Annotated in this window: 23 protein-coding genes and 9 tRNA genes; 7 read left to right on the top strand and 25 right to left on the bottom strand. The window is 45.1% G+C overall.

Going from position 1 to position 24,602, the window contains the following annotated elements; all coding sequences use genetic code 11:
- Positions 1 to 5 precede the first annotated feature (5 nt).
- From NL644_RS08895 to yacG, 5 genes are all read left to right on the top strand, one after another.
- A complete protein-coding gene (locus NL644_RS08895) occupies positions 6 to 1,229 on the top strand; it encodes a type II secretion system F family protein (RefSeq protein WP_017635918.1) in 1,224 nt (407 codons plus the stop codon).
- Between the two features lie 64 nt (positions 1,230 to 1,293).
- Positions 1,294 to 2,163: an A24 family peptidase gene (locus tag NL644_RS08890; protein ID WP_012841418.1), complete on the top strand. Its 870-nt coding sequence runs from the start codon at positions 1,294 to 1,296 to the stop codon at positions 2,161 to 2,163.
- Complete coding sequence (gene coaE, locus NL644_RS08885; protein WP_047008979.1) at positions 2,164 to 2,778, top strand: dephospho-CoA kinase; 615 nt, start codon at positions 2,164 to 2,166, stop codon at positions 2,776 to 2,778.
- Between the two features lie 27 nt (positions 2,779 to 2,805).
- Positions 2,806 to 3,546, top strand: coding sequence for a cell division protein ZapD (gene zapD / locus NL644_RS08880; RefSeq protein ID WP_012841416.1), 741 nt, complete (start codon positions 2,806 to 2,808; stop codon positions 3,544 to 3,546).
- A gap of 158 nt (positions 3,547 to 3,704) precedes the next feature.
- A complete protein-coding gene (gene yacG / locus NL644_RS08875; RefSeq protein WP_005396692.1) occupies positions 3,705 to 3,899 on the top strand; it encodes a DNA gyrase inhibitor YacG in 195 nt (64 codons plus the stop codon).
- Positions 3,900 to 4,394: 495 nt separating this feature from the next.
- Here the strand turns inward: yacG and rplS are convergent, their stop codons facing one another.
- From rplS to ffh, 5 genes are all read right to left on the bottom strand, one after another.
- Positions 4,395 to 4,748, bottom strand: a complete 354-nt coding sequence (gene rplS / locus NL644_RS08870; RefSeq protein ID WP_005379971.1) for a 50S ribosomal protein L19 — start codon at positions 4,746 to 4,748, stop codon at positions 4,395 to 4,397.
- Positions 4,749 to 4,789: 41 nt separating this feature from the next.
- Positions 4,790 to 5,533 carry a tRNA (guanosine(37)-N1)-methyltransferase TrmD gene (gene trmD / locus NL644_RS08865; RefSeq protein WP_085342646.1) on the bottom strand — a complete coding sequence of 248 codons (744 nt, stop codon included), beginning with the start codon at positions 5,531 to 5,533 and terminating at the stop codon, positions 4,790 to 4,792.
- Between the two features lie 27 nt (positions 5,534 to 5,560).
- The gene (gene rimM / locus NL644_RS08860) at positions 5,561 to 6,109 is read right to left on the bottom strand and encodes a ribosome maturation factor RimM (protein ID WP_005379964.1); all 549 of its coding nucleotides are present in this window, start codon (positions 6,107 to 6,109) and stop codon (positions 5,561 to 5,563) included.
- Positions 6,110 to 6,138: 29 nt separating this feature from the next.
- Entirely contained in the window at positions 6,139 to 6,387 is a 249-nt protein-coding gene (gene rpsP, locus NL644_RS08855; protein WP_005379962.1) for a 30S ribosomal protein S16, read from the bottom strand.
- A 209-nt stretch (positions 6,388 to 6,596) separates the two neighbouring features.
- On the bottom strand, positions 6,597 to 7,979 hold the full coding sequence (gene ffh / locus NL644_RS08850) for a signal recognition particle protein (RefSeq protein WP_005385423.1): 1,383 nt from the start codon (positions 7,977 to 7,979) through the stop codon (positions 6,597 to 6,599).
- 224 nt (positions 7,980 to 8,203) lie between these two features.
- Between ffh and NL644_RS08845 the strand changes: the two genes are divergently transcribed.
- Entirely contained in the window at positions 8,204 to 8,998 is a 795-nt protein-coding gene (locus NL644_RS08845; protein WP_005396694.1) for an inner membrane protein YpjD, read from the top strand.
- Positions 8,999 to 9,122: 124 nt separating this feature from the next.
- Positions 9,123 to 10,391: an HlyC/CorC family transporter gene (locus NL644_RS08840; protein ID WP_047008981.1), complete on the top strand. Its 1,269-nt coding sequence runs from the start codon at positions 9,123 to 9,125 to the stop codon at positions 10,389 to 10,391.
- Between the two features lie 145 nt (positions 10,392 to 10,536).
- Here NL644_RS08840 and luxS read toward each other — a convergent pair whose 3' ends face one another.
- The 20 genes from luxS to NL644_RS08740 form a co-directional block, all read right to left on the bottom strand.
- Entirely contained in the window at positions 10,537 to 11,055 is a 519-nt protein-coding gene (luxS, locus tag NL644_RS08835) for an S-ribosylhomocysteine lyase (protein WP_005396698.1), read from the bottom strand.
- 84 nt (positions 11,056 to 11,139) lie between these two features.
- Positions 11,140 to 11,745 carry a hypothetical protein gene (locus NL644_RS08830; protein ID WP_170891673.1) on the bottom strand — a complete coding sequence of 202 codons (606 nt, stop codon included), beginning with the start codon at positions 11,743 to 11,745 and terminating at the stop codon, positions 11,140 to 11,142.
- A 24-nt stretch (positions 11,746 to 11,769) separates the two neighbouring features.
- Positions 11,770 to 13,338, bottom strand: a complete 1,569-nt coding sequence (gene gshA, locus NL644_RS08825) for a glutamate--cysteine ligase (protein WP_225462023.1) — start codon at positions 13,336 to 13,338, stop codon at positions 11,770 to 11,772.
- Between the two features lie 156 nt (positions 13,339 to 13,494).
- Complete coding sequence (locus tag NL644_RS08820) at positions 13,495 to 16,338, bottom strand: pitrilysin family protein (protein ID WP_253658322.1); 2,844 nt, start codon at positions 16,336 to 16,338, stop codon at positions 13,495 to 13,497.
- Positions 16,339 to 16,347: 9 nt separating this feature from the next.
- Complete coding sequence (locus NL644_RS08815) at positions 16,348 to 16,809, bottom strand: YqaA family protein (protein ID WP_253658321.1); 462 nt, start codon at positions 16,807 to 16,809, stop codon at positions 16,348 to 16,350.
- Positions 16,803 to 17,753 (bottom strand): NADP-dependent oxidoreductase, encoded by a 951-nt coding sequence (locus tag NL644_RS08810; protein WP_012841414.1) that lies wholly within the window; start codon positions 17,751 to 17,753, stop codon positions 16,803 to 16,805. Before NL644_RS08810 ends, NL644_RS08815 begins: the two co-directional genes overlap by 7 nt.
- A gap of 123 nt (positions 17,754 to 17,876) precedes the next feature.
- Positions 17,877 to 19,007 (bottom strand): sodium ion-translocating decarboxylase subunit beta, encoded by a 1,131-nt coding sequence (locus NL644_RS08805; protein ID WP_005396706.1) that lies wholly within the window; start codon positions 19,005 to 19,007, stop codon positions 17,877 to 17,879.
- 9 nt (positions 19,008 to 19,016) lie between these two features.
- Positions 19,017 to 20,801, bottom strand: a complete 1,785-nt coding sequence (gene oadA / locus NL644_RS08800; RefSeq protein WP_253658320.1) for a sodium-extruding oxaloacetate decarboxylase subunit alpha — start codon at positions 20,799 to 20,801, stop codon at positions 19,017 to 19,019.
- 31 nt (positions 20,802 to 20,832) lie between these two features.
- Complete coding sequence (locus NL644_RS08795; protein WP_005379932.1) at positions 20,833 to 21,090, bottom strand: oxaloacetate decarboxylase subunit gamma; 258 nt, start codon at positions 21,088 to 21,090, stop codon at positions 20,833 to 20,835.
- A 555-nt stretch (positions 21,091 to 21,645) separates the two neighbouring features.
- Positions 21,646 to 21,722 (bottom strand) — tRNA-Arg (locus tag NL644_RS08790).
- Positions 21,723 to 21,774: 52 nt separating this feature from the next.
- Positions 21,775 to 21,851 (bottom strand) — tRNA-Arg (locus NL644_RS08785).
- A gap of 53 nt (positions 21,852 to 21,904) precedes the next feature.
- Positions 21,905 to 21,981 (bottom strand) — tRNA-Arg (locus tag NL644_RS08780).
- A gap of 52 nt (positions 21,982 to 22,033) precedes the next feature.
- Positions 22,034 to 22,110, bottom strand: a tRNA-Arg gene (locus NL644_RS08775).
- A gap of 52 nt (positions 22,111 to 22,162) precedes the next feature.
- Positions 22,163 to 22,239, bottom strand: a tRNA-Arg gene (locus tag NL644_RS08770).
- 55 nt (positions 22,240 to 22,294) lie between these two features.
- Positions 22,295 to 22,371: transfer RNA gene (locus NL644_RS08765), tRNA-Arg, on the bottom strand.
- 85 nt (positions 22,372 to 22,456) lie between these two features.
- Positions 22,457 to 22,548: transfer RNA gene (locus NL644_RS08760), tRNA-Ser, on the bottom strand.
- Between the two features lie 29 nt (positions 22,549 to 22,577).
- Positions 22,578 to 22,654 (bottom strand) — tRNA-Arg (locus tag NL644_RS08755).
- A gap of 32 nt (positions 22,655 to 22,686) precedes the next feature.
- Positions 22,687 to 22,778 (bottom strand) — tRNA-Ser (locus tag NL644_RS08750).
- Positions 22,779 to 23,112: 334 nt separating this feature from the next.
- The gene (gene csrA, locus NL644_RS08745) at positions 23,113 to 23,310 is read right to left on the bottom strand and encodes a carbon storage regulator CsrA (protein WP_004415691.1); all 198 of its coding nucleotides are present in this window, start codon (positions 23,308 to 23,310) and stop codon (positions 23,113 to 23,115) included.
- 92 nt (positions 23,311 to 23,402) lie between these two features.
- On the bottom strand, positions 23,403 to 24,590 hold the full coding sequence (locus tag NL644_RS08740) for an aspartate kinase (protein WP_005393869.1): 1,188 nt from the start codon (positions 24,588 to 24,590) through the stop codon (positions 23,403 to 23,405).
- Between the last annotated feature and the right edge of the window lie 12 nt (positions 24,591 to 24,602).

The following is a 24,602-nucleotide window of genomic DNA, read 5'->3' as shown; positions in this document are numbered from 1 at the left end:
CCTCTATGAAAAGCACTACACCACAACTTAAAAACTTCCGCTGGAAAGGCATCAACAGTTCAGGCAAAAAGACGTCTGGACAAACCCTCGCGATGACAGAAATTGAAGTACGCGAGCGTCTAGACGCACAGCACATCAAGATCAAGAAGTTAAAGAAAAGCAGTATCTCGTTTCTCACTAAACTCAGCCATCGCGTGAAAGGCAGAGACATCACGGTGTTCACCCGTCAGATTTCGACGATGTTGATAACTGGTGTGCCCTTAGTTCAGGCTTTAAAATTGGTCTCAGAAAACCATAAAAAAGCAGAGATGAAATCCATTTTGATGAGCGTGACACGCGCCGTTGAAGCCGGTACGCCCATGTCAAAAGCCATGCGCACTGCAAGTGAACACTTTGACCCACTCTATACCGACCTTATCGCAACAGGTGAGCAATCCGGCAACTTAGCGGAAGTGTTCGAGCGCTTAGCCACCTACCGAGAAAAAAATGAGCAGCTTCGTGCGAAAGTGATCAAAGCACTGATTTACCCAGCCATGGTAGTGCTAGTAGCGTTAGGCGTGTCGTTTATCATGCTCACCAAAGTCATTCCCGAGTTCGAAAAAATGTTTGTTGGTTTTGGTGCTGACTTACCTTGGTTTACCAGGCAAGTGTTGGATCTTTCCGCCTGGACACAAAACTGGAGCCCCTTTATAGCACTAGGCTCTATCAGTCTATTCATCTCGGCGAGAATCCTCTCTAAGCGTTCAGATTCTTTTCGCTTAATGCTCAACCGCTCTGTGCTTAAATTTCCTGTTCTGGGCCCTGTATTATCAAAAGCCGCTATCGCCAAATTTAGTCGAACACTCGCCACAAGCTTTACAGCGGGTATTCCAATTCTAACCAGTTTAAAAACCACATCAAAAACCTCAGGAAACTTACACTATCAACTCGCCATAGAAGAAGTTTACCGTGATACCGCCGCAGGTATGCCAATGTATGTTGCCATGCGTAACTGTAATGTGTTCCCTGAATTAGTGTTACAAATGGTCATGATCGGTGAAGAGTCTGGTCGACTTGACGATATGCTCAATAAAGTTGCAACTATCTACGAGTTTGAAGTCGATAACACCGTCGACAACCTTAGTAAAATTCTAGAGCCGCTAATTATCGTTTTTTTAGGCATCGTTGTTGGCGGATTAGTGACAGCAATGTACTTGCCAATCTTTAACTTAATGAGTGTATTGGGCTAGAATGAGCTGTTAACTCCTTTAAAACAGCATCTTGCTGATTTCACTCATCGCTCAAGAGACAAATATGGAAGTATTCCAGTACTACCCTTGGCTATTCGTTGTGTTTGCCACCATCTTCGGTCTGATCGTGGGTAGCTTCCTCAATGTGGTTATTTATCGACTACCTAAAATCATGGAACTAGAATGGCGACGCGAATGTGCCGAATCATTTCCTGAATACAAAATAGAACCTCCTAAAGAAGTGCTGACCTTGAGCGTCCCACGCTCCTCCTGTCAGAAGTGCGCAACGCCGATACGTATTCGAGACAACATCCCTGTGATTAGCTGGCTGCTTTTAAAAGGCAAATGCCACAACTGTCAGACAGCCATTAGCGCACGCTATCCACTGATTGAACTGCTCACTGCATTCTGCTCAGGCTTTGTCGCTTACCACTTTGGTTTTAGTTACTTTACCGTTGCCCTACTCTTTTTCACTTTTATCTTAATCGCCGCAACATTTATCGATCTCGATACTATGTTGTTACCTGACCAATTAACATTACCATTAACTTGGGCTGGCATTGCCTTAGCATTAGTCGAAATAAGTCCTGTTACTCTACAAGATTCTGTCATTGGTGCTATTGCTGGTTACCTATGTCTCTGGTCCGTTTACTGGGGCTTTAAGTTACTTACCGGTAAAGAAGGAATGGGATATGGTGATTTTAAACTACTCGCAGCACTAGGGGCTTGGCTGGGCTGGCAGTCACTGCCGATGATCATTCTACTTTCTTCTGTGGTTGGCATCGTATTTGGCATCATTCAACTACGCTTGCAAAAACAGGGAATTGAAAAAGCTTTTCCTTTCGGTCCTTACTTAGCAATTGCTGGTTGGATAAGCTTAATTTGGGGCGACCAGATTTTAAACTGGTACTTTACTTCAGTTCTAGGAGTGTAAATGGCTTTGGTTATTGGTTTAACAGGTGGTATCGCTAGCGGTAAAACAACCGTCGCGAATCTGTTCAAACAACAATTTAAAATCGATATCGTCGATGCAGACATTGTAGCAAGAGAAGTTGTCGAGCCAGGCACTCCCGGCCTAAACGCGATTATTGAACATTTTGGTCACGATATCGTTCGTGAAGACCAAACTTTAGATCGCGCAAAGCTGAGAGAGAAAATCTTTTCAAACTCAGATGAAAAAGCATGGCTCAACGCACTGTTGCACCCGATAATTCGTGAAAAGATGATCGAAGATTTGCAGCAAGTCACCTCAGAGTATGCGTTACTTGTGGTGCCGTTGCTCGTAGAAAACAAGCTAGACAGTTTGTGTGATCGAGTTCTTGTCGTTGATGTAGAACCGAATACACAGATATCTCGCACGATGAAACGAGACAATGTGAGTGAAGAACAAGCTCGCGCTATCCTTGCCTCTCAAGCATCAAGAGAGCAAAGACTCGCGCTTGCAGACGATGTGGTTAAGAATAATCCAAGTGACCCAGATCTTTTGCTTCAAATCACAGATTTGCACGAAAAGTACCTAGCCATGTGTAAGAAAAATCTGCGAAAATAGGAACGAAACTCACAAAGGCTTATGTCGATGACCACGCACAAATTTGAACATCCGTTAAATGAGAAAACTCGTATTTATCTAAGAGTGGAGTCTCTGCTGCGTCAGGCTCACTTGGCCTCTGGGTTTAGCGAAAATCACCAGTACCAACTGTTTTTCCGTGCGTTATTCGATATGGTTGAAATCTTCGAACAGATCCAGCTAAAAAGTGAACTGGCCAAAGATTTAGAGAAACAACGACTGTCGTACCGCCATTGGCTAAATGTTGATGGCGTCGATCAAGACGCATTAAATACCCTACTACAAGAGATAGATGTCGTTCATAGCCAACTGATGGGTGCAGAGCGTTTTGGTCAAGCACTAAAAGAAGATCGCTTCTTAAGCTCTATCCGCCAACGCTTTAATCTACCGGGTGGTTCATGCTGTTTTGATTTGCCAGCGTTACATTACTGGCTTCACCTACCCATTGAACGTAAAAAGCATGATGCACAGCAGTGGCAAGTAAGCTTAAAGCCCTTATCTGATGCGCTTTCGCTATGGTTGAAACTCACCAGAGAGACCGGACATTTCAAAGCTCAAATCGGTCGTGCGGGTTTCTTCCAAAGTGACGCTGATGAAGCCAATATTCTAAGGCTCCACATCCCAATGGAATATGGCGTTTATCCTATGATTTCTGGCCATAAAAACCGCTTTGCGATAAAGTTTATGTCGTTTGAAAACGGTCAAGCGTGCACACAAGATATTGAGTTTGAACTTGCTGTGTGCAGCTAAGACGACACTAAGCCTCACCCCCACAATCTAAAATTCAACGCTTTATTGTGCGTATATTGGATAAAATTTCGTAGCAGCAATAGCGCGTTGAATAAGCCATCTTGAATTCATTTAGGTATACTACCCTTTAACACCAATTAGTAATGGGACGCTCAACTATGTCTAAAATTACCATCGTTCAATGCCCACAATGTGGCGCCGACGTAGAATGGGGAGAACAAAGTCCTCATCGCCCTTTCTGCAGTAAACAATGCCAAATGATTGATTTTGGTGAATGGGCAGATGAAGAAAACACCATCCCAGGCGCCCCCGATATGTCCGACAGTGATGGCTGGTCTGAAGACCAGTATTAAATTGAGGCCTAGGGTAAAGGAATATCCTAGGCTCCTTCTTGGGGAGTCTGAATCACGCTCTTTCGTCGCTGTCCAGAGTGACGAATTTTAACCGCGGAGCCCTGTAATCTTTGGTCATCATTTGCCATCATTCCGAGGAACCATAACGACATCAGGAATCCACTCACAGCAAGGACACTTCTGAAGTAACGACTTAAACACTAGCGCTTTCGGCTAGTAGATTCTGAATCACGCTCCTTCGTCGCTGTTCAGAATGATGAATTTTAACCATTGCGGTCTGCAATCGGTATTCATTCACCCCTTTTCAACTCTGACTATTTTGATGATCTAGCAAAGCTATTTTTATTCGAGCAAGGCAGAGGCGCGGAGTATATGCCAGTGCATGAGCATCGGCAGTACAGGTCGGATGAAAGGAAAACGAGCAAGCTAATTACACAAATAAAAAAACGGAGCCCTAAAAGGACTCCGTTTAAGATGAGAACGCTAGTTATAGCATTACTTCTTAGCAAGTTTCTCTTTGATACGAGCAGACTTACCAGAACGCTCACGTAGGTAGTACAACTTGGCACGACGTACTGCACCACGGCGTTTAACTTCGATGCTATCAACGATTGGAGAGTGTGTTTGGAACGTACGCTCAACACCTTCACCGTTAGAGATTTTACGTACAGTGAAAGCAGAGTGTAGACCACGGTTACGGATTGCGATTACAACGCCTTCGAAAGCCTGTAGACGCTCACGGTCACCTTCTTTTACCTTAACTTGAACTACAACAGTGTCACCTGGTGCAAATTTAGGTAGGTCTGATTTCATTTGCTCTTCTTCAAGAGCTTTGATGATGTTACTCATTTTTTAAATTCCTAGAATAAACTGATACTAAATAAATTAGGTTACTTTGCGTTATGTTCACTAATGAACTCAGCAAGTAATTGTTCCTGTTCGTCAGTCAGAGCTAGGTTTTCCAGGAGCTCTGGTCTTCTAAGCCAAGTTCGGCCCAGCGACTGTTTTAGTCGCCATTGACGAATGTCCTTGTGATTGCCTGACATCAGTACCGCTGGTACCTCTTTGTCATCCAACACTTCTGGACGCGTATAGTGAGGGCAATCTAACAAGCCATTTGCAAAAGAGTCTTCTTCTGCTGACGCGAAATCCCCTAGTACACCCGGAACAAACCGAGAGACAGAATCGATTAACGTCATGGCTGGTATCTCACCACCCGTCATCACAAAATCACCAATCGACCATTCTTCGTCGACTTCAGATTGAATGATGCGCTCATCTATCCCTTCGTAACGACCACAAATCAGAAGCAAGTTCTCATTTGTTGCCAGTTCTTCTACTCCTTTCTGGTCGAGCTTGCGACCTTGAGGAGAAAGGTAGATGACTTTCGTCTTGCCCGGTGAGGCTGCTTTCGCGGTATGAATGGCATCGCGCAAAGGCTGAACCATCATTAACATACCAGGGCCACCACCGTAAGGTCGGTCATCGACTGTGCGATGTTTGTCGTGAGTGAAATCTCTAGGATTCCAAGTCTCAATCGACAAAAGACCTTTTTTAACCGCTTGACCTGTTACTCCAAAATCAGTAACAGAACGGAACATTTCTGGAAAAAGGCTAATAACGCCAACCCACATGTTTATCTCGCTCTGTAATTTTGGAGATTAGAATCCAGGATCCCAGTCAACTTCGATCCGTTGAGCTTCGCGATCAACATTAATGATCACTTGCTCTTCAAGGAACGGAATTAATCGTTCCTTCTGCCCGAAAGCATCTTTAAGATTTGCTTTAACAACCAGAACATCGTTTGAGCCAGTTTCTAGCATGTCAGTAACGACACCTAGATCGTAACCTTTAGTGGTTACAACTTGCATCCCAAACAATTCGCGCCAGTAGAACTCATCTTCTGACAATTCAGGAAGTACCGCAGGGTCAATAGCAATTTCAAAGTTCGTCATTAGATGCGCGTCTTCACGAACATCCATGCCTTCCAGCTTAGCCACCATACCTTTGTTATGGCGCTTCCAGCTTTCTACTTTGTACTCAACCCACTTACCCTTTTGGTTAATGTACCAAGGGCTGTAATCGAAAATGCTTTCAGCATTGTCTGTGTAGGAAAAAACCTTAAGCCAACCTCGAATGCCGTAAGTAGCACCAAACTTGCCTACAACAATCTTTTCGTTGCTCATTGTTTCTTTACCTTTCATCGACATAAACTAGTTTCTACTTTTCAAGTAAAAAATTAAGCCGCTTTTTGAGCGTCTTTAACTAGCTTAGCAACGCGGTCAGATACAGACGCGCCTTGACCAACCCAGTGGTTAACGCGGTCTAGGTCTAGACGTAGACCTTCTTCTTGACCTTTAGCAGTTGGGTTAAAGAAACCAACTTTCTCGATGAAACGGCCAGTTGCAGCGTTGCGGCTGTCCGCTACTACGATTTGATAAAATGGACGCTTTTTAGCGCCGTGACGTGCCAAACGAATGGTTACCATGTCGTCCTCTTTGCTTTCTCAAAAATAAAATTAACCCCAAAAACCATTCAAGAAATTAAATAGTTTGGGGTCTCGTGCCAAAATAAAGCTCCGGAATTTTACTCTTCTCCCGGAGCAATGCAAGGAGTTTAGTTACTTTTTCACCAACATAAATTGAATTTAAAGTTTGTGACGTACCTAACACCCTGAATCTATGCGTGATCGATTAATTAACGACCAAATGGGTTGAAGCCACCGCCTCCACCCATGCCGCCCATCATGCCTTGCATGTTGCGCATCATGCCTTTCATGCCACCTTTTTGCATCTTTTTCATCATCTTCTGCATTTGGGTGAACTGTTTTAGTAAGCGGTTTACGTCTTGAACCTGCACACCAGAACCAGCCGCAATACGTTTCTTGCGTGAGCCTTTGATAATCTCTGGGCGTTGACGTTCTTTCATTGTCATGGAGCTGATGATCGCTTCCATCTGCTTGAACATTTTGTCATCGACTTTGTCTTTCACATTGTCTGGTAGCTGAGACATGCCAGGAAGCTTATCCATCATGCCCATCATGCCGCCCATGTTTTGCATCTGGCCTAGCTGTTCACGGAAATCTTCAAGGTCGAAACCTTTCTTCTCTTTGAACTTCTTCGCCAGCTTTTCTGCTTTTTCTTGGTCAACGTTGCGTTGTAGGTCTTCAATTAAAGACAGAACGTCACCCATACCAAGAATACGTGAAGCAACACGATCTGGATGGAACGGTTCTAGCGCGTCAGTTTTTTCACCGACACCCAAGAATTTGATTGGTTTGCCCGTTACATGGCGTACTGACAGTGCCGCACCACCACGAGCATCACCATCAACTTTAGTTAGAACTACACCGGTAAGAGGTAGCGCATCGCCAAAGGCTTTTGCTGTATTTGCTGCGTCTTGACCCGTCATAGCGTCAACAACAAATAGCGTTTCTACTGGGTTGATAGCTGCGTGAAGATCTTTGATCTCCCCCATCATCTCTTCATCAATCGCCAAGCGACCTGCGGTATCGACAATCAATACGTCGTAGAATTTTTTCTTCGCATGGTCAATCGCTGCATTGGCGATATCAATAGGCTTCTGGTCTGGTGATGATGGGAAGAAGTCAACACCGATGTCTGATGCCAGCGTTTCAAGCTGCTTGATTGCAGCAGGGCGGTAAACGTCGGCAGACACAACCAAGACTTTCTTCTTGTCACGTTCTTTTAAAAGCTTAGATAGCTTACCTACCGATGTGGTTTTACCCGCACCTTGTAGACCCGCCATAAGAAGCACAGCAGGTGGTTGAGCGGCAAGGTTTAGCGCCTCATTCGACTCACCCATTACGGCTTCAAGTTCTGTTTGAACGATCTTGATAAATTCCTGACCTGGAGTCAGAGATTTAGAAACTTCTACACCTACCGCTTTTTCTTTAACGCGGTTAACAAATTCACGAACAACCGGAAGCGCAACGTCAGCTTCAAGTAAGGCCATTCGTACTTCACGTAGGGTCTCTTTAATGTTGTCTTCGGTCAGACGACCTTTGCCACTGATATTTTTCAGCGTTTTGGATAATCGATCCGTTAAATTCTCAAACATCTTTGTCTCTTCGCTAAAATGGCGATTAATTAGTGTGAGTATACATTAGCCAAGGTCTGAGTCATACCCGTACCGCTGCTCTATTCTTGTCTCTATTTCTATATGGTGCGGTAACTTATTAATTTCAATATCTCATCTCTCACGATTGATGTCGGATATAACGTAGCCCCAAAGTGTAATGCAAGGTATAATTTCCTCATTGTGCACAATAATATTTAGGATTCATGGATAGCTTAATAGCCATCGCGGCCGCCATACTTTATGTTTTGGCGATTGCGACCATCATACCCGGACTCTCACAGCAGTCAGGAATCAAAGCAAAAACAGTGTTTGCTAGTGCTGCCTGTGCGCTTGTTTTTCATGCGTGGATTTTGAGTGATCTGATTTTTGATGGTTCAGGTCAAAACCTTAGTATTCTAAACGTAGCCTCTTTGATCAGTTTTATTATTTCTCTGGTCATGAGCCTTGCTATGTTGAAAAATCGGTTGTGGTTTTTATTGCCTGTCGTTTATAGCTTTGCTGCCATCAATTTATCTGCTGCCACATTTTTGCCAAGCACGTTTATCAAGCACCTAGAGAATGACCCTAAGCTACTCATTCACATTTCTTTTGCGCTGTTCTCATACGCAACTTTAACTATCGGTGCACTCTACGCACTTCAGCTGGCTTGGTTGGATCACAAACTGAAAACAAAAAAATCTTTGGCGATTAACCCAAACCTGCCGCCTTTATTAATGGTAGAGCGTCAGCTATTCAAAATCATTTTGATCGGTAACTTATTGTTAACTGGCACGCTCATTACTGGCTTTGTCTTTGTGCAGGATATGTTTGCTCAAGGTAAAGCGCATAAAGGCATTCTTTCTTTCATCGCTTGGATTGTGTACTCAATACTGCTTTGGGGTCATTATCAAAAAGGTTGGCGTGGTAGAAAAGTTACTTGGTTCGCTGTCGCAGGGGCAACGCTGTTAACTCTGGCGTATTTTGGCAGTCGCTTTGTGAAAGAAATCATCTTGAATTAAGGAGCTCTAGGGCTCCTATCCTTTATATTTTAGGCTAGATAAAATACAGTACGCCTCAACCCTTTGACTTAACGGACTTACTCAACCGTTATATAACCCAATACTTACAAGGAACAGCAACGTTTTGGACGACATCTCTACGGGTATCTTGTTTGCGCTACTCGCGTGTCTTATCGTCATATCAGGTTACTTTTCCGGCTCAGAAACAGGGATGATGTCTCTGAACCGTTATCGCTTAAAGCACTTAGCCAAAAATGGGCATAAAGGCGCTAAGCGAGTCGAAAAACTATTAGACCGTCCAGATCGTTTGATTGGTCTTATTCTTATCGGCAACAACCTCGTTAATATTCTCGCGTCCGCTATCGCGACCATTATTGGTATGCGTTTGTATGGTGATTTAGGTGTCGCCATCGCAACCGGTGCACTGACTATGGTTGTATTGGTTTTTGCTGAAGTTACCCCAAAAACAATTGCAGCGCTGTACCCTGAACGCGTGTCTTACGCAAGCAGTATCCTACTGACCATATTGATGAAGTTACTATCGCCTTTGGTGATGCTCGTTAACTTTATTACGAATGGCTTTATTCGTTTACTTGGCGTAAAAGCCGATCACTCAGTAGAAGACCATCTTAGTTCCGATGAGCTGCGTACCGTAGTAAACGAAGCTGGCGGCTTGATCCCTCGCCGACACCAAGACATGTTGGTATCTATTTTGGATCTTGAGCACGTCACTGTGAACGATATCATGGTGCCACGTAATGAGATTACCGGTATCGATATTAATGATGACTGGAAATCCATCGTTCGTCAGCTTACCCACTCACCACATGGACGCATTGTTTTTTATCGTGACCAAATTGATGAAGTGGTTGGCATGCTGCGCCTGCGTGAAGCTTACCGCCTGATGCTAGAAAAAAACGAGTTCAATAAAGAGACGCTATTACGTGCCGCGGATGAAGTCTATTACATCCCGGAAGGTACGCCACTGAACGTGCAAATGTTAAAGTTTCAACGCAATAAACAGCGCATTGGTCTAATTGTTGATGAATATGGCGACATTATTGGCTTGGTGACATTGGAAGATATTCTGGAAGAGATCATTGGCGAGTTCACGACCTCGATTTCTCCAAGCCTTTCTGATGAAATCAGTCCTCAAGGTGACGGAAGCTTCCTCATTGAAGGCAGCACCAATATCCGAGATATCAATAAAGGCCTGAAATGGGATTTACCAACGGATGGCCCAAGAACGTTAAACGGTCTTATTTTGGAGCACCTGGAAGATATTCCAGAGAGCCATTTAAGCGTGAGAGTGGCGGGTCATCCAATGGAGCTTGTTGAGATTGAAGAAAACCGCATCAAGCTCGTTCGTGTTTATCCTAAAAAGAAAAAATAGCCCCTATCTACAACTCACGATAAGAAATAAAAACAAAAAAATAGGACCATGCGGTCCTATTTTTTGTACAGGTAAGAAAAGAGCCTGACATGATCAGGCTCTTTTTGTTTCTGGATAAATATGCTTCTTGATAAGTTTTTAGCAACTAGTCGATGCGCAGCTCTTTTAGCATCGATTCAGGCAAAGCAAGTTCATCATTTTTGTTCACCGATACACCAGCATCCAAAATGCTCTTGGCGATCTGTTGTGCTTCTTCTAAAGAGTGCATCGCTGCCGTGCCACATTGGTATTCGTTGAGTTCAGGGATCTTGTTCTGGCTTTCTACCTTTAGTACGTCTTCCATGGCCGCAATCCAAGCATCCGCTACTTGCTGCTCTGATGGAGTGCCAATCAGACTCATGTAAAAGCCCGTGCGGCAACCCATAGGCGAAATATCGATGATCTCAACAGAATCGCTGTTAAGATGATTGCGCATAAAGCCGGCATAAAGGTGCTCTAGCGTATGAATACCTTTTTCAGAAAGGATGTCTTTGTTTGGCGCGGTAAAGCGTAAATCGAAGACAGTAATCGTGTCCCCTTTTGGGGTCTGCATGGTCTTCGCCACTCGCACTGCCGGTGCATTCATGCGAGTGTGGTCCACGGTAAAACTATCGAGTAAAGGCATTACATCTCTCCTGATTGTAACTCCAATACCTCTCGGTACTGGATAAATGTCATTCATCCCTACAGCACATAAACAGGCTGTAGGTTAAAAGAACCAGCTGCTGTTGTCTTCCAATTCCTGACGACATTGCTTCAGCTGCCAGCCATAAGTTTTTGCAGTTTGTTCAACACGTCGAGCGACTTTGAGCAAGCTGGGCTTTCGCTTATAAGTACCTCGCTTGTACCCACCTCGACCTTCATGATAAGCCAGATATTGACTGTATGGGTCCCATAACGAAATCCCTAGTTGGCGCCTCGTTTCGTGAGTATACCAACCGACAAACATCATTGAATCATCAAAGTTGGTACGAGAACCGCCCTGACCCGTCGCATCTTGGAAATCTTCCCAAGCAGGATCTTGAGCTTGAGCGTAACCATACGCACTGCTGACTCGTCCCCAAGGGATAAATCCCAATAAATAGTCTTTGGGTGGTTTCGCATCGTGCCGAAAGCTGCTTTCTTGTTTAATGATAGCCATAGCGACATGAATGGGGGTTCCCCACTTTTCTTCCATATCTTTGGCATCATCATACCAGCCGGATTTCTCTCGAAATATCTCACATAAATTATTCTGCTGCTTTGGCGGTGCCGTGGCACAACCTGCAAGTAACATGCTTCCGAGTACCGATACTACTAACGGTTTAATGTTCAATCCCACCCAACCTTTACCTATTCACTACTGCTTCAGATAAGCAAAGTAATCTTCCAAAAAATCATCAAAAGATAGCGTGTCACTTTGTTCCGCTTGCTTTTGCTTTTCTACTGACGACGCCACTTCCGTTTCCATCGTATCTTGCGAGTAGTACTGATAACCGTGAGCTAGATTTTCCTCGCGGTACTTCATGCCAAGCGCACAGCCGACTTTACCTAACCCACCAAGCTCTTTCGTCAGCTCTAAAAGTTGACCTGAAATCGTTAGTTCTGGGTTATCAATCCATGTCTCGAGTTTATTACACACATCTTGGTATGCACTGCCACCAGCAGCCATATCCATTTGCTGTGCTATCTGACGCAACTCGACAAACACTCGATGCGCCCAATCTTGCAGAGATAGACGTTCACCTTGGCAACCAATTTGAAGCATTAGCCCTTTTTCACGACCAGAAACAATGACTTTGTTCCAGTTGTCGCGCCAACACTCTAATTCACAGTTGTCCATTGGATCCGAGTCTGACAAGGCCGCCCAAGTCAGGAAGAGATCAAGGAATCGTACTTGCTCTTCATCCAACCCCACTGCGCTGAATGGGTTAACGTCTAGAGAGCGAACTTCAATGTACTCAACCCCACCGCGTCGTAACGCATCTGAAGGCTTCTCACCACTTTTCGACACGCGTTTCGGGCGAATTGGAGCGTATAGCTCGTTCTCAATTTGTAAAATATTGGAATTAAGCTGGCGGTATTCACCGTCCACTTTGACGCCTATTTTCGCAAACTCTTCTGATGGGTGACGAATCGCATCGCTCAAACCTTCCAGATACTGATCAATGCTGTTAAAGCCAATTTTCAGTACACTTTGCGCACTATTGGTGTAGCCCAGATCGCTCAAACGCAAAGACGTCGATTTCGGCAAATACAAAGTGCCGCCAATTTTCTCGAATGGCAGATCGGTTTCACGACCTTGAATAAAAGAGCCGCATAACGCTGGCGATGCACCGAAGAAATACGGAATCATCCAACCAAAACGGTAGTAGTTACGGATCAGCGCAAAGTAGGCATCAGACTTAGCATCTTGGCGGGCTTGTTCATCTTGCTCGCCGAATAGCGCATCCCAAAATGTCTCAGGGAACGAGAAGTTAAAATGCACACCTGAGATGATTTGCATCAGGCTGCCATAGCGGCGTTTTAGGCCTTCTCGGTACAGGGTTTTCATTTTTGCTGCATTCGAAGAGCCGTACTGAGCAAGCTGAATATCCTCTTCCGAGCCAACATAACATGGCATAGAAAGAGGCCACATCTTTTCTTCAGCCATTTTTGTCTGCGTGAAGTGATGGATATCTTTCAGTTGTGCCATCAGTTCTGGAATTTCATGTGACACAGGCGTAATGAATTCTAGCAATGATTCAGAAAAATCTGTCGTGATCCATTGGTTTGTGAACGCAGAGCCTAACCCCTCTGGATGAGGTGTTGTTGCTAGATGTCCATCCTGACGATAGCGCAAAGTTTCTCGCTCAACACCGCGTCCAAACTGCTTAAATACTTCGGGGTTTGATGCAACTTTTTTTAGTCGCGCAGCAAAATCAGTCAAAATGAGGTTCGCTTATATTGGGAGCAGGACACTTGTCACAAAGGACAAGCGTAAGCTAAGTTATTGATATTTAATGCATCTAGATAAATGACCCACGAAAAGTCGCTTATCTAGATGAATAGCGGAGAAACGTTTCTCCGCTATTAAATGTGTACTCTATCGAATGATTTCAAGCTCTTCTACGTCTTTCCCCAACTTTTCTAATTGAGGACGCAGTGATTTAGCATCACCAACGACGATAATTTGATAGTCATTTGGATCAAACCACTTTTGAGCCAGTGCATTTAAAGTCTGCTTATCGACTTTTTCTACGATAGCGTTTCTTTGCTGCAAGTAATCTTGATCGAGGTTGTACTTAAGAATATCACTGATGAGTTCCGCTTTTTGTGTTGGCGTTTCATACTTCAGTGCATCTTTTTGACCGACCGCTTGACGCATAAATTTCATCTCTTCATCAGTAATTCCTGACTGCGAGTATTCATTTAGCTCATTTTCCATCTCAATGATAGAAGCAACCGTTGCATCCGCTCGTACTTGCGCGGTGAAAACAACCGAGCCAGTTTCTGGATTTCCAGAGAAGTAGCCGTAAGCGCCGTATGTGTAACCCTTGTCTTCACGTAGGTTTTGGTTAATGCGGCTATTGAAGTTTCCAGCTAAGTTGAAGTTTGCCAGTTGGCTTAGGTAAAAATCGCCCGTTGCATCGTAAGGCATACCCTGACGAACCATCATGACCACACTTTGTGGTGCACCTGGTTTATCAACAAGATGGATCTTTTGCTCACCTAATGCAGCGATGCTTTGCGGTGCATACAATGGCGCAGCTTCATCCTGCCAGTTTTTCCAGAACGTCAGTTGCTGTTCAATTTCCTGTTGTTCAATGTCACCAACAACGACGATTTGCGCACTTTGTGGCGTGTAATGCTTCGAGTAGAATTCACGGACATCATCCAACGTTAGTGCACTGACACCTGCTTGCGTGCCGTCTTTTGGTCGAGCAAAGACCGAATCCCCATAGAGCACTTGGCGAGTCGCTTGTGATGCCATCCAACTTGGGTTTTGATGCTCATACACAAGACCTTCTAGAGCTTGCATCTTCACACGCTCAAAGTCTGCTTGCTTAAATGCAGGAGACAGCAACATCTCTTCGACAATTTTCAACGTCGGCTCTAAGTTCTTTTCTAAAGCAGAAACGCTGATGTTTGTTGTGTAGCCCGTTGCATTCACGGAGATGACACTACCTAGTTTATCGAGCTCAGCTTGAATCTCTTCGACACTACGTTTCGTTGTGCCTTCTTGCAACATTGCGGCGGTCAATTGGGCAAGACCTTCTTTGCCCTTTTCAACAAAACGTGTTCCCGCAGGTAAACTAAACTGCATCATGACCGTTGGTGTTTCATCGCTAACCGCGCCAAGCAACTCCGAGCCATTATTAAAATGAAGCTCGTACAACTCAGGCATCGTCGCTTTCACTGGCTCCCCTACAGGCGGTTGCACAGAGCGATCGAAGTTATCGGTCGCACGACGATACGCCAATTGATCATCAGTGATCTTCTCGTATTCTGGTAGCGTGCGCTTTGGCGTCACAAAGGTCGCTGGTTTTACGACAAGGTCAGTTTTTCCTTTTGGTACCACGCTTAGGGTCACTTTGTTCTTACCTTGGATAAAATCCGTATACGCTTTTTCTACCGATACAGGTGTCACTGCGCGGATCTGCTCAAGTTGTTGCTCAAGACGGTCTGGATCGCCGAAGAATGTCTCGTTGGATGCCAACTGCGTTACTTTGCCTTTAACGCTTTCTAATGCAAAGATAGCATCCGCTTCCGCCTTACCCTTCAATTGTTCAAGGCGATCTTCTGTCACGCCTTTTTCAGCAAACTGATTAAGTGACTGTAAAAGCTCGTCGTACAGTTTTGATAGGTCGCCTTTGTCCCCAGAGTCACCCATTGCATAAACGTAAAAGTTACACGCCAGTTCTGCACAGTCATGGAATGAGCCCGCATCGACGGCTTTTTGAGTCTTGACTAAGTCTTGGTAGAGCACGCTGTTTGTACCACCACCTAGCACTTCAGATAGCGTATCGAGAGACGCTTGGCTTTCTTCGCCGTTGTAAGTTGTTGGCCACGCGATCATCACCATCGGTTGTTGAATGCGATCTTCTAGCGTGATGTATTTGTCTTCTTGCAGTTTTGCAGGTTGTTTCGGCGCATTTTCAACCTCTGGCCCACGAGGAATCGAACCGAAGTACTTATTTACCCACTCAAGAGTTTGTTCAACGTCTAAGTCACCACCGATCGTGATAGTCGCATTGTTTGGGCCATACCAACGCAAGAAAAACGCTTTGAGATCGTTCACATCAACACGGTCAAGATCTTCAACATAACCAATGGTTTGCCACGAATACGGATGACCTTCAGGATATAGCGCTTCAGACATGCGCTCCCAAATTAAGCCATAAGGTCTATTATCGTAACGCTGAGCTCGCTCATTTTTTACAGTTGAACGCTGAATTTCAAATTTGCGTTGAGAAACCGCATCCAGCAAAAAGCCCATACGGTCAGACTCTAACCACAGCATTTTCTCTAGCTGGTTAGCCGGGACAGTTTCAAAGTAGTTAGTACGATCGCGGTTTGTCGTACCATTTAACGTGCCGCCAGCCTCTGTGATGATTCTGAAGTGCTCTTGGTCACCAACGTTCTCTGAACCTTGGAACATCATGTGCTCAAAGAAATGCGCAAAACCAGACTTACCCACTTCTTCACGAGCCGAACCAACATGGTAAGTCACATCCACATGGACCAATGGGTCGGAATCTTCAGGAGCTAAGATCACCGTTAAGCCATTATCAAGTTTATACTTTTGGTATGGAATCTTAACTTTGCCTTCTTCCGCTTTCGACGACTCGACGAAAGTTACCCCTTCCGGCAGTGATGAAACTGGCGTATTTGATGCACAGCCCGTGATCACTAACAGTGAGCACGCGCCAACCCAAAACATCTTCATGTACTTTCCTTAAAATAATCCGAGATAGATAGCCACAAGTAAGCTATACCTGGCAGCCTTTCCTAAAAATATTAAAATCACGCAAGGCAGAAACTTCATTCTCAGCCACCCTGCGGCTAAACACAGCGGGTCTCCAATTATGGGTAACCAGCTAAAAAACAATCCCCAATAGCCATACTTAGACAGCCAGTTTAATGCGGTATGACCGTGCTTTTCTTCTTGCGCTTTGTTGGGAATCCACAAGCCAAGCCAATAATTTGTTAAGCCACCAAGCGTATTGCCGATAGTGGCGACCATAATAATTGACGAAACGGAATATTGATTTAATGAGAGAGTGGCAACTAAGCCCGCCTCAGAACCACCAGGTAACAAAGTGGCACTGAGAAAACCGGTCATGAAAAGCACCCATAATGCTGAATCTGAAAACCAAAGCGCTAAACTTTCAAAGCTCGTATTAAATGCTTCTAGCATGTCATATCAAGCAACACCTTGCCTCTGGTTCTTCCTGATTCAACTTGCTGGTGAGCAGCAATCACATCACTCATCGGATAAACCTGTTGAATTTCAGTCTTCAGTAAACCAACGCCAACCATGTACAACAAGGTATCTAATTGCGCTGGATCTGGCTCAACCAACATGCCGTTAGCCTCAAAGCCTAGGAGTTTGGCTTTTTCACAAATCAGCTCAGCCGTGATGGTTGGAACGGTTATGACTCTCGCACCGTCTTTCAGGCATTTAAGCGCATCTAACGCGGCATCTCCACCTACTAAATCAATCAAAACATCAACGTCTTCAACACGTTCTGACACTGGTGCAAATTGATAGTTCACTGCGTGAGCGCCAAGGGTAGCCAGGTAGTCTAAATTTCGTTCACTGCAGGTTGTAAAGACTTCCGCTTTAGTCGCGACCGCGATTTGTACCGCTAGGTGTCCAACGCCACCGGCTCCAGCGAGGATAAGTACGCGATCGTTTTCTGTCACATTGGCTTTGCTGAGTGCTTGTGCCGCAGTTTGGCCAGCCAACGGTAATGCTGCTGCAGCCTCTAAAGTAACTGAACTGGGAACATGACTTAACTCAGCTTCTGGAACACATATGTACTGACTGTACCCACCGCCTCGGACTGGGAAACCGATAAATCCAGCCACCTCATCACCATCATTAAAACGCGACGCCCCGTCTCCACAGGACACGACTTTTCCTGAGATGTCGTAACCTGGTACCCAAGGTAAATTATCCTTGTTCTGCGCAGCTGCCCAACCGAGTCCGGCTCGAGTTTTAACATCAATAGGATTTACGCCTGAAAAAGCGACTTTTACTAAGACTTCACCAGGCTGTGGTGATGGTGTAGAAGCATGTTGAATCGCGAGTACGTTGGCATCACCAAATTCAGTGATAACGATCTGTTTGTGTTCCATAAACCATTCCCTGCAAGAAAACAAAAAGGGATGCGAAAGCATCCCTTTGACTATAAACCATTTTGTTAACCGAAGTTAATCGTGATTTTGTAAATTGGTTGATCATTCCATTTTCGGTAATGACTAGCCGACAAGTGCTAGCAAGATACCAGCGGCAACCGCTGATCCCAATACACCTGCAACGTTTGGTCCCATCGCATGCATCAACAAGAAGTTTTGTGGGTTAGCTTGTAAGCCGACCTTGTTCACCACACGCGCGGCCATTGGTACCGCAGAAACGCCAGCCGCACCGATAAGTGGGTTGATGTCTTCTTTTGAAAACTTGTTCAGCAACTTAGCCATTAGCACACCAGCCCCCGTGCCAATACTAAACGCAACCGCACCAAGCCCTAGAATGCCTAATGTTTCTAAGTTCAGGAATTGATCCGCTTGCAGCTTCGAGCCAACCCCTAAGCCCAAGAAGATCGTCACGATGTTGATCAGCTCATTTTGTGCGGTTTTCGATAAACGATCGACCACACCCGCTTCACGCATTAAGTTACCAAGACAGAACATACCGACAAGAGGCGTTGCTGAAGGTAGGAAAAGAATCGTCATGAGTAATACTGCCATCGGGAACAATACCTTTTCCCATTTACCCACGTGACGCAGTTGCGCCATTTGAATCTCACGTTCTTCCTTAGTGGTTAGCGCCTTCATGATTGGCGGCTGAATGATTGGCACTAAAGCCATGTAGCTGTACGCGGCTACAGCAATCGCACCAAGCAGGTCTGGTGATAACTTACTTGCTAAGAAAATCGCCGTTGGGCCATCCGCACCACCGATGATGGCGATAGACGATGCATCCGCCATGGAGAACTCCATACCAGGTACATAGTTGAGCAAAATAGCGCCAAACAGTGTCGCAAAAATACCAAACTGAGCTGCCGCACCTAGCCACAACGTTTTTGGGTTTGCGATCAAAGCACCAAAGTCGGTCATCGCACCCACACCCATGAAGATCAACAACGGGAACACACCCGATTCAATCCCAATGTAGTAAACGTAGTAGAGCAAGCCGCCAGGCTCAGTAAAGCCAGCATTTGGAATATTCGCCAAGATAGCACCAAAACCAATCGGCAATAACAGTAAAGGCTCAAAGCCTTTTTTGATTGCCAAAAACAGCAAGGTACAACCAACCAGCATCATACAGATTTGGCCGAACTCGAAGTTAGCGATCCCAGTTTCTGCCCAAAGGGTTAACAATCCGTCCATGATACTCCCTTACGCCAGGCTCAGCAGAGGCGCACCTACTGTGACAGCATCGCCTTCTTTAACGTTCAACTCTTGGACAACACCACCACGCGCCGCACGCACTTCTGTTTCCATCTTCATTGCTTCAAGGATGAGTAGTACATCGCCTTCAGCCACTTCAGCACCAGGCTGAACATTCACTTTAAAGATGTTACCGGCAAGAGGAGCAGGCACCGCTTCAGCAGAAGCGCTAGAAGGAGCGCTAGGTGCCGTCGATTTTGCAGGCGCCGCAGAAGGAGCGACAGAGGTTAGCTCGCCTTGAGGACCAACTTCCACCTCATACACCTGTCCGTCAACACGTACGCTATAAGTTTCTACGCCGCCAGTTGCTGGTTGCGCCGCAGGTACGGCAGGCTTCTCGGCTTCTAGCGTTGGTGCAGGTTCAAATGCTTCTGGGTTTTCACGATTCTTAAGGAACTTGAGACCAACTTGAGGGAAAAGCGCATAAGTAAGTACATCATCAACACGCTCACTTGCTAGCTTAATACCCTCTGATTTCGCTTTCTCCATCAGATCAACAGTAAGCGTCTCCATTTCAGGCTCAAGCAAATCGGCAGGACGACAAGTAATAGGCTCTTTGCCATCAAGTACTTTAGCTTGCAGCTCTGTATTTAACTCGGCTGGCGCTTGACCGTATTCGCCTTTCAATAGACCAGCGGTTTCCTTAGTGATGCTCTTATAGCGTTCGCCAGTAAGCACGTTAATCACCGCTTGCGTTCCGACGATCTGCGAAGTTGGAGTCACCAATGGAATGAAACCAAGATCTTCGCGTACACGAGGGATCTCTTCTAAGACTTCATCAATGCGATCCGCCGCGCCCTGTTCTTTCAGCTGGCCTTCCATGTTGGTCAGCATGCCGCCAGGCACTTGAGCAATCAGGATGCGAGAGTCTACACCTTTCAACTGACCTTCCCACTTCGCGTACTTCTTACGTACTTCACGGAAATACGCGGCGATAGGTTCTAGTTGCTCGAGCTTCAAATTCGTATCTCGCTCGGTTCCTTCTAGCATCGCGACTACCGTTTCCGTCGGCGTGTGGCCATAGGTACAACTCATTGAAGAAATCGCTGTATCGAGAATATCAATACCAGCTTCAACTGCTTTTACCGCTGTCGCAGTAGACAAGCCTGTCGTCGCGTGACAATGAAGTGCTAATGGCACATCACAAGACGCTTTGATACGCGTGATAAGCTCTTCCGCTTCATAAGGCTTGAGTAAGCCAGACATATCTTTAATACACAGTGAATGACAACCTAAATCCTCTAGGCGTTTTGCCAAGTCAACCCAAGTGTCTGCGTTATGCACAGGGCTTGTTGTGTAAGACAGCGTACCTTGAGCATGTGCGCCAACATCGACCGTTGCTTTAACAGCCTTCTGGAAGTTTCGCACGTCATTCATTGCATCAAAGATACGGAATACGTCCATACCGTTAGCATGTGCGCGTTCAACGAACTTCTCTACTACGTCGTCGGCATAATGGCGGTATCCTAAAAGGTTTTGACCACGCAGTAGCATTTGCATTGGCGTATTAGGCATCGCTTTTTTCAGCTCACGTAAACGCTCCCAAGGGTCTTCCCCTAAGAATCGAATACAAGAATCAAACGTTGCGCCACCCCAAGTCTCTAGAGACCAGTAACCAACCTTATCCAACTCAGCTGCGATAGGCAGCATATCCTCAATACGCATACGCGTAGCAAATAGTGATTGATGGGCATCACGAAGGACCACATCTGTAATAGCTAGTGGTTTAGACATGCTCTTAAACTCCTTTTTAATCCTGGTTCGGCTACTTCGCGAATGAGGCGCGATGTTTATGAATCGCAGCCGAGATCGCCGCCACTACTTGTGGACTAACAGCTGAAGAGGTTGATTGAATATTAGTATTTGTTTTTGGTGCTGCGATCGGCTCTGGTACTTCTTCTGGTACCAATTTCGACATTAGCCGAACGAGATAAACAAGAATAGTGAGGAAAATAAATACGACCGCCATCCCCGTTAGCATCAGGGTGGCCGCATCTACTAGCAGGCTTCCTATATTAGTCATGTTGCTTCCTTTCTTTGTCATCCTGACAACGTGCAGGACTTTAATAGCGTCAAATCCCGACCAATGGATTATCTCGATTGGTTAAATTTTGTCAATTTTGTTTAAGGAAGGTTTGTAATAATCCTGATAAATGATTATTTATTCACTACCCAGATCACAGTTCATGACAAAATAATTACTGCGAATCTGCTATCTCCTTACGAACAGAGTAAAGGAGGACATAAATAAAAACTGCGATTTGGATTTCAAAACCAAATCGAGATTTACACATAAAAGCCAATAAAAACAAAAGGATGTCATTTAATAACAATTAATAAACAAATAAAAAACAAAGAAGTTACATTTAAACAATTGAAGTGAAAGAAACGGAAATCAATATACAGGAGAGATAGTAAGGATGGATTCACAAACTACAGCAGAAACTTTATTCCAAATTGCTTAGATAAGCACATATTCGCTTTTGGAAAAGAAGGGCATCGCCTCTAACGACTCAGGTTATAGTTCTAGATGTCCAGATACAAAAAAGCCTCGCAATTGCGAGGCTTTTTCAGTAAATGGCGCGTCCTGGAGGATTCGAACCTCCGACCGCCTGGTTCGTAGCCAGGTACTCTATCCAGCTGAGCTAAGGACGCGCAGTTTTCGATATCAACTTTCATCAATATCAGGGCAATACCCTTTAATAAGTGGCGCGTCCTGGAGGATTCGAACCTCCGACCGCCTGGTTCGTAGCCAGGTACTCTATCCAGCTGAGCTAAGGACGCGCAAGTTTTCGATATCGACTGTCATCAATATAAGGGCAATACCCTTTAATAAGTGGCGCGTCCTGGAGGATTCGAACCTCCGACCGCCTGGTTCGTAGCCAGGTACTCTATCCAGCTGAGCTAAGGACGCGCAGTTTTCGATATCGACTTTCATCAATATCAGGGCAATACCCTTCAATAAGTGGCGCGTCCTGGAGGATTCGAACCTCCGACCGCCTGGTTCGTAGCCAGGTACTCTATCCAGCTGAGCTAAGGACGCGCAGTTTTTGATATCGACTTTCATCAATATCAGGGCAATACCCTTAAATAAGTGGCGCGTCCTGGAGGATTCGAACCTCCGACCGCCTGGTTCGTAGCCAGGTACTCTATCCAGCTGAGCTAAGGACGCGCAATAATCTTATTTTACTTTGTATAACCCGTTTATCAAACGAATTATTAAATAGTGGCGCGTCCTGGAGGATTCGAACCTCCGACCGCCTGGTTCGTAGCCAGGTACTCTATCCAGCTGAGCTAAGGACGCGCAGATCTTCTTGCTAGGAAGTTGTGAAGCAAATCACATTCATTTCTTACGAAACAAAAAAAAGGCCATCGGGCCAGTCAATGAATGGCGGTGAAGGAGGGATTCGAACCCTCGATACGGGATAAACCGTATACTCCCTTAGCAGGGGAGCGCCTTCAGCCTCTCGGCCACCTCACCGTTTTCATTGTTATATCTCAGAAGAGATATGGCGCGTCCTGGAGGATTCGAACCTCCGACCGCCTGGTTCGTAGCCAGGTACTCTATCCAGCTGAGCTAAGGACGCACTTTTTTGTTGATTTATCAACGTTGCAAGAATGGCGGTGAGGGAGGGATTCGAACCCTCGATACGGGATAAACCGTATACTCCCTTAGCAGGGGAGCGCCTTCAGCCTCTCGGCCACCTCACCGTCTTGCGGAGGCACATATTACGTTTTACCGAAAATATGTCAAACACTTTCTTTGAAAAAATCCACGAAACTGACTTAACCGTTGCTGATTTAATCAAAGTGACTATTAAACGAACTTTACCACTCTATTATGATGAAAAAAAGAGAGTCTTCTCTGAAAAAAAGACATTTATTTTCAAACAACTTCCTGGTGTTCGATTCAACAATATTGACGGATTCACAGCCACACTCAACACAATGGTTTCCGCAAATCTTCAAAAACATTAAAGACTAAAAAGGCCAACCCTTCGGTTAGCCTTTTTCATTCAAACTAAGCTCTGTAAACAGGAGCGACTTAGTAGTTACCTGAAGCAACGTTGCCATTGCCTTTTTCAGCTTGAATGCGCATGTAGATTTCTTCACGGTGAACTGAAACCTCTTTCGGAGCGTTAACGCCGATACGTACTTGGTTACCTTTCACACCTAGTACAGTTACAGTCACTTCATCACCAATCATCAGTGTTTCGCCTACGCGGCGAGTCAAAATTAGCATTCTTTGCTCCTTGAGTAATCTCTAAATTTTCTTGCTACAAAGCTATTATCCAACAAAAGTTATATTTTCGTAAACTACCTTGTTAGCGAAAATCAGCCTAAAAAGGCATGTTTTTGTTGAATGTTTAATGCTTCACTAGACGTAATGTAAGCATCATGCAGAATGTTTGCTGCTGTATCCACACATTCGGGTGCTAAAACTAGCATCATAGTGAGTGCATTCGTTGCGCTGAAATTGATCTCAATATCTCGCTTTGCCAACAAATCGCATGCGTGCTCTACCATTCCATTGGCCTCAAGCCCCACTGCGGTCAACAGGCTTACCACTTCACTATTACGGATTTTGTCGCTGAACACCAGATCGAACTTGGCACATGCATCTTGTTTTATCATGATACCTGCCCGTTCTGCTTCCTCGATCACATTCCAAATGTCTATACCCAGCATCTGACATTGTTTTGTAGCACTAGATAAATGTTCTTTATCGACTTCGATAATGGCAAGGTCACGTTGAATGGCTATACCAGAGACGGCTTGATTGCCTGACTCCCCCTTTACCAAACTGCCTTCATTAACATCAAATGTCGAAAGCACGCGTAGTGGCACATTATTCTTCCATGCAAATTGCACTGAAGGTAAATGTAATACTTTTGCGCCTCGGCTTGCCATCGCTTCCATTGAAGGAAAATCGATAACCGCCAATTTGCGCGCATTTTTCACTACACGTGGGTCACAAGTATAAATACCATCAACGTCGGTAAAGATTTGACACTCGTCAGCGCGCAATGCGCCCGCCAGTGCCACAGCGCTCGTATCTGAGCCACCTCGACCTAATGTGGTGATATCCCCATTCTCATTCACACCTTGAAAGCCCGCAACAATCACGATTTGGTCTTGCTCAAGCAATCCCATAATTGTCGTGGTATCAATGTGTTTAATCGTTGCGTCATTGTGTTGATTATCCGTCACAATATTCGCCTGTGCTCCGGTAAGCGAGCGCGCAGCATGACCCATTTTATTCAAAGTCATGGCTAACAGTGCCATTGACACTTGCTCACCAGCAGAGAGCAAAACATCAAGTTCTCGAGCTGTAGGTACGCTATCTATCTGTTTAGCGAGATCCATCAGTCTGTTTGTTTCGCCTGACATTGCAGACACGACAACAACAACTTGATTGCCATCATTTTTCGCCTTAATGATGTGTTCAGCGACTTGGTGGATTCTTTCAATTGAACCCACAGAGGTTCCGCCAAACTTTTGCACGATAAGGGGCTTTTTCACCAGTCTTCACCT

Source organism: Vibrio sp. Y10_XG_PY6, assembly GCF_024181795.1.
GTDB classification, from domain to species: domain Bacteria; phylum Pseudomonadota; class Gammaproteobacteria; order Enterobacterales; family Vibrionaceae; genus Vibrio; species Vibrio diabolicus.
Note: the sequence above shows the minus strand (reverse complement) of the source record. Positions and strands in the feature narration are given on the sequence as shown.

Excerpts from the sequence above, each read along its gene's own strand:
- NL644_RS08895 (WP_017635918.1), top strand. The coding sequence starts at position 6 with ATGAAAAGCACTACACCACAACTTAAAAACTTCCGCTGGAAAGGCATC.
- NL644_RS08890 (WP_012841418.1), top strand. The coding sequence starts at position 1,294 with ATGGAAGTATTCCAGTACTACCCTTGGCTATTCGTTGTGTTTGCCACC.
- coaE (WP_047008979.1), top strand. The coding sequence starts at position 2,164 with ATGGCTTTGGTTATTGGTTTAACAGGTGGTATCGCTAGCGGTAAAACA.
- zapD (WP_012841416.1), top strand. The coding sequence starts at position 2,806 with ATGACCACGCACAAATTTGAACATCCGTTAAATGAGAAAACTCGTATT.
- yacG (WP_005396692.1), top strand. The coding sequence starts at position 3,705 with ATGTCTAAAATTACCATCGTTCAATGCCCACAATGTGGCGCCGACGTA.
- rplS (WP_005379971.1), bottom strand. The coding sequence starts at position 4,748 with ATGAGTAACATCATCAAAGCTCTTGAAGAAGAGCAAATGAAATCAGAC.
- trmD (WP_085342646.1), bottom strand. The coding sequence starts at position 5,533 with ATGTGGGTTGGCGTTATTAGCCTTTTTCCAGAAATGTTCCGTTCTGTT.
- rimM (WP_005379964.1), bottom strand. The coding sequence starts at position 6,109 with ATGTCGATGAAAGGTAAAGAAACAATGAGCAACGAAAAGATTGTTGTA.
- rpsP (WP_005379962.1), bottom strand. The coding sequence starts at position 6,387 with ATGGTAACCATTCGTTTGGCACGTCACGGCGCTAAAAAGCGTCCATTT.
- ffh (WP_005385423.1), bottom strand. The coding sequence starts at position 7,979 with ATGTTTGAGAATTTAACGGATCGATTATCCAAAACGCTGAAAAATATC.
- NL644_RS08845 (WP_005396694.1), top strand. The coding sequence starts at position 8,204 with ATGGATAGCTTAATAGCCATCGCGGCCGCCATACTTTATGTTTTGGCG.
- luxS (WP_005396698.1), bottom strand. The coding sequence starts at position 11,055 with ATGCCTTTACTCGATAGTTTTACCGTGGACCACACTCGCATGAATGCA.
- NL644_RS08820 (WP_253658322.1), bottom strand. The coding sequence starts at position 16,338 with ATGAAGATGTTTTGGGTTGGCGCGTGCTCACTGTTAGTGATCACGGGC.
- NL644_RS08815 (WP_253658321.1), bottom strand. The coding sequence starts at position 16,809 with ATGCTAGAAGCATTTAATACGAGCTTTGAAAGTTTAGCGCTTTGGTTT.
- NL644_RS08810 (WP_012841414.1), bottom strand. The coding sequence starts at position 17,753 with ATGGAACACAAACAGATCGTTATCACTGAATTTGGTGATGCCAACGTA.
- NL644_RS08805 (WP_005396706.1), bottom strand. The coding sequence starts at position 19,007 with ATGGACGGATTGTTAACCCTTTGGGCAGAAACTGGGATCGCTAACTTC.
- oadA (WP_253658320.1), bottom strand. The coding sequence starts at position 20,801 with ATGTCTAAACCACTAGCTATTACAGATGTGGTCCTTCGTGATGCCCAT.
- NL644_RS08795 (WP_005379932.1), bottom strand. The coding sequence starts at position 21,090 with ATGACTAATATAGGAAGCCTGCTAGTAGATGCGGCCACCCTGATGCTA.
- csrA (WP_004415691.1), bottom strand. The coding sequence starts at position 23,310 with ATGCTAATTTTGACTCGCCGCGTAGGCGAAACACTGATGATTGGTGAT.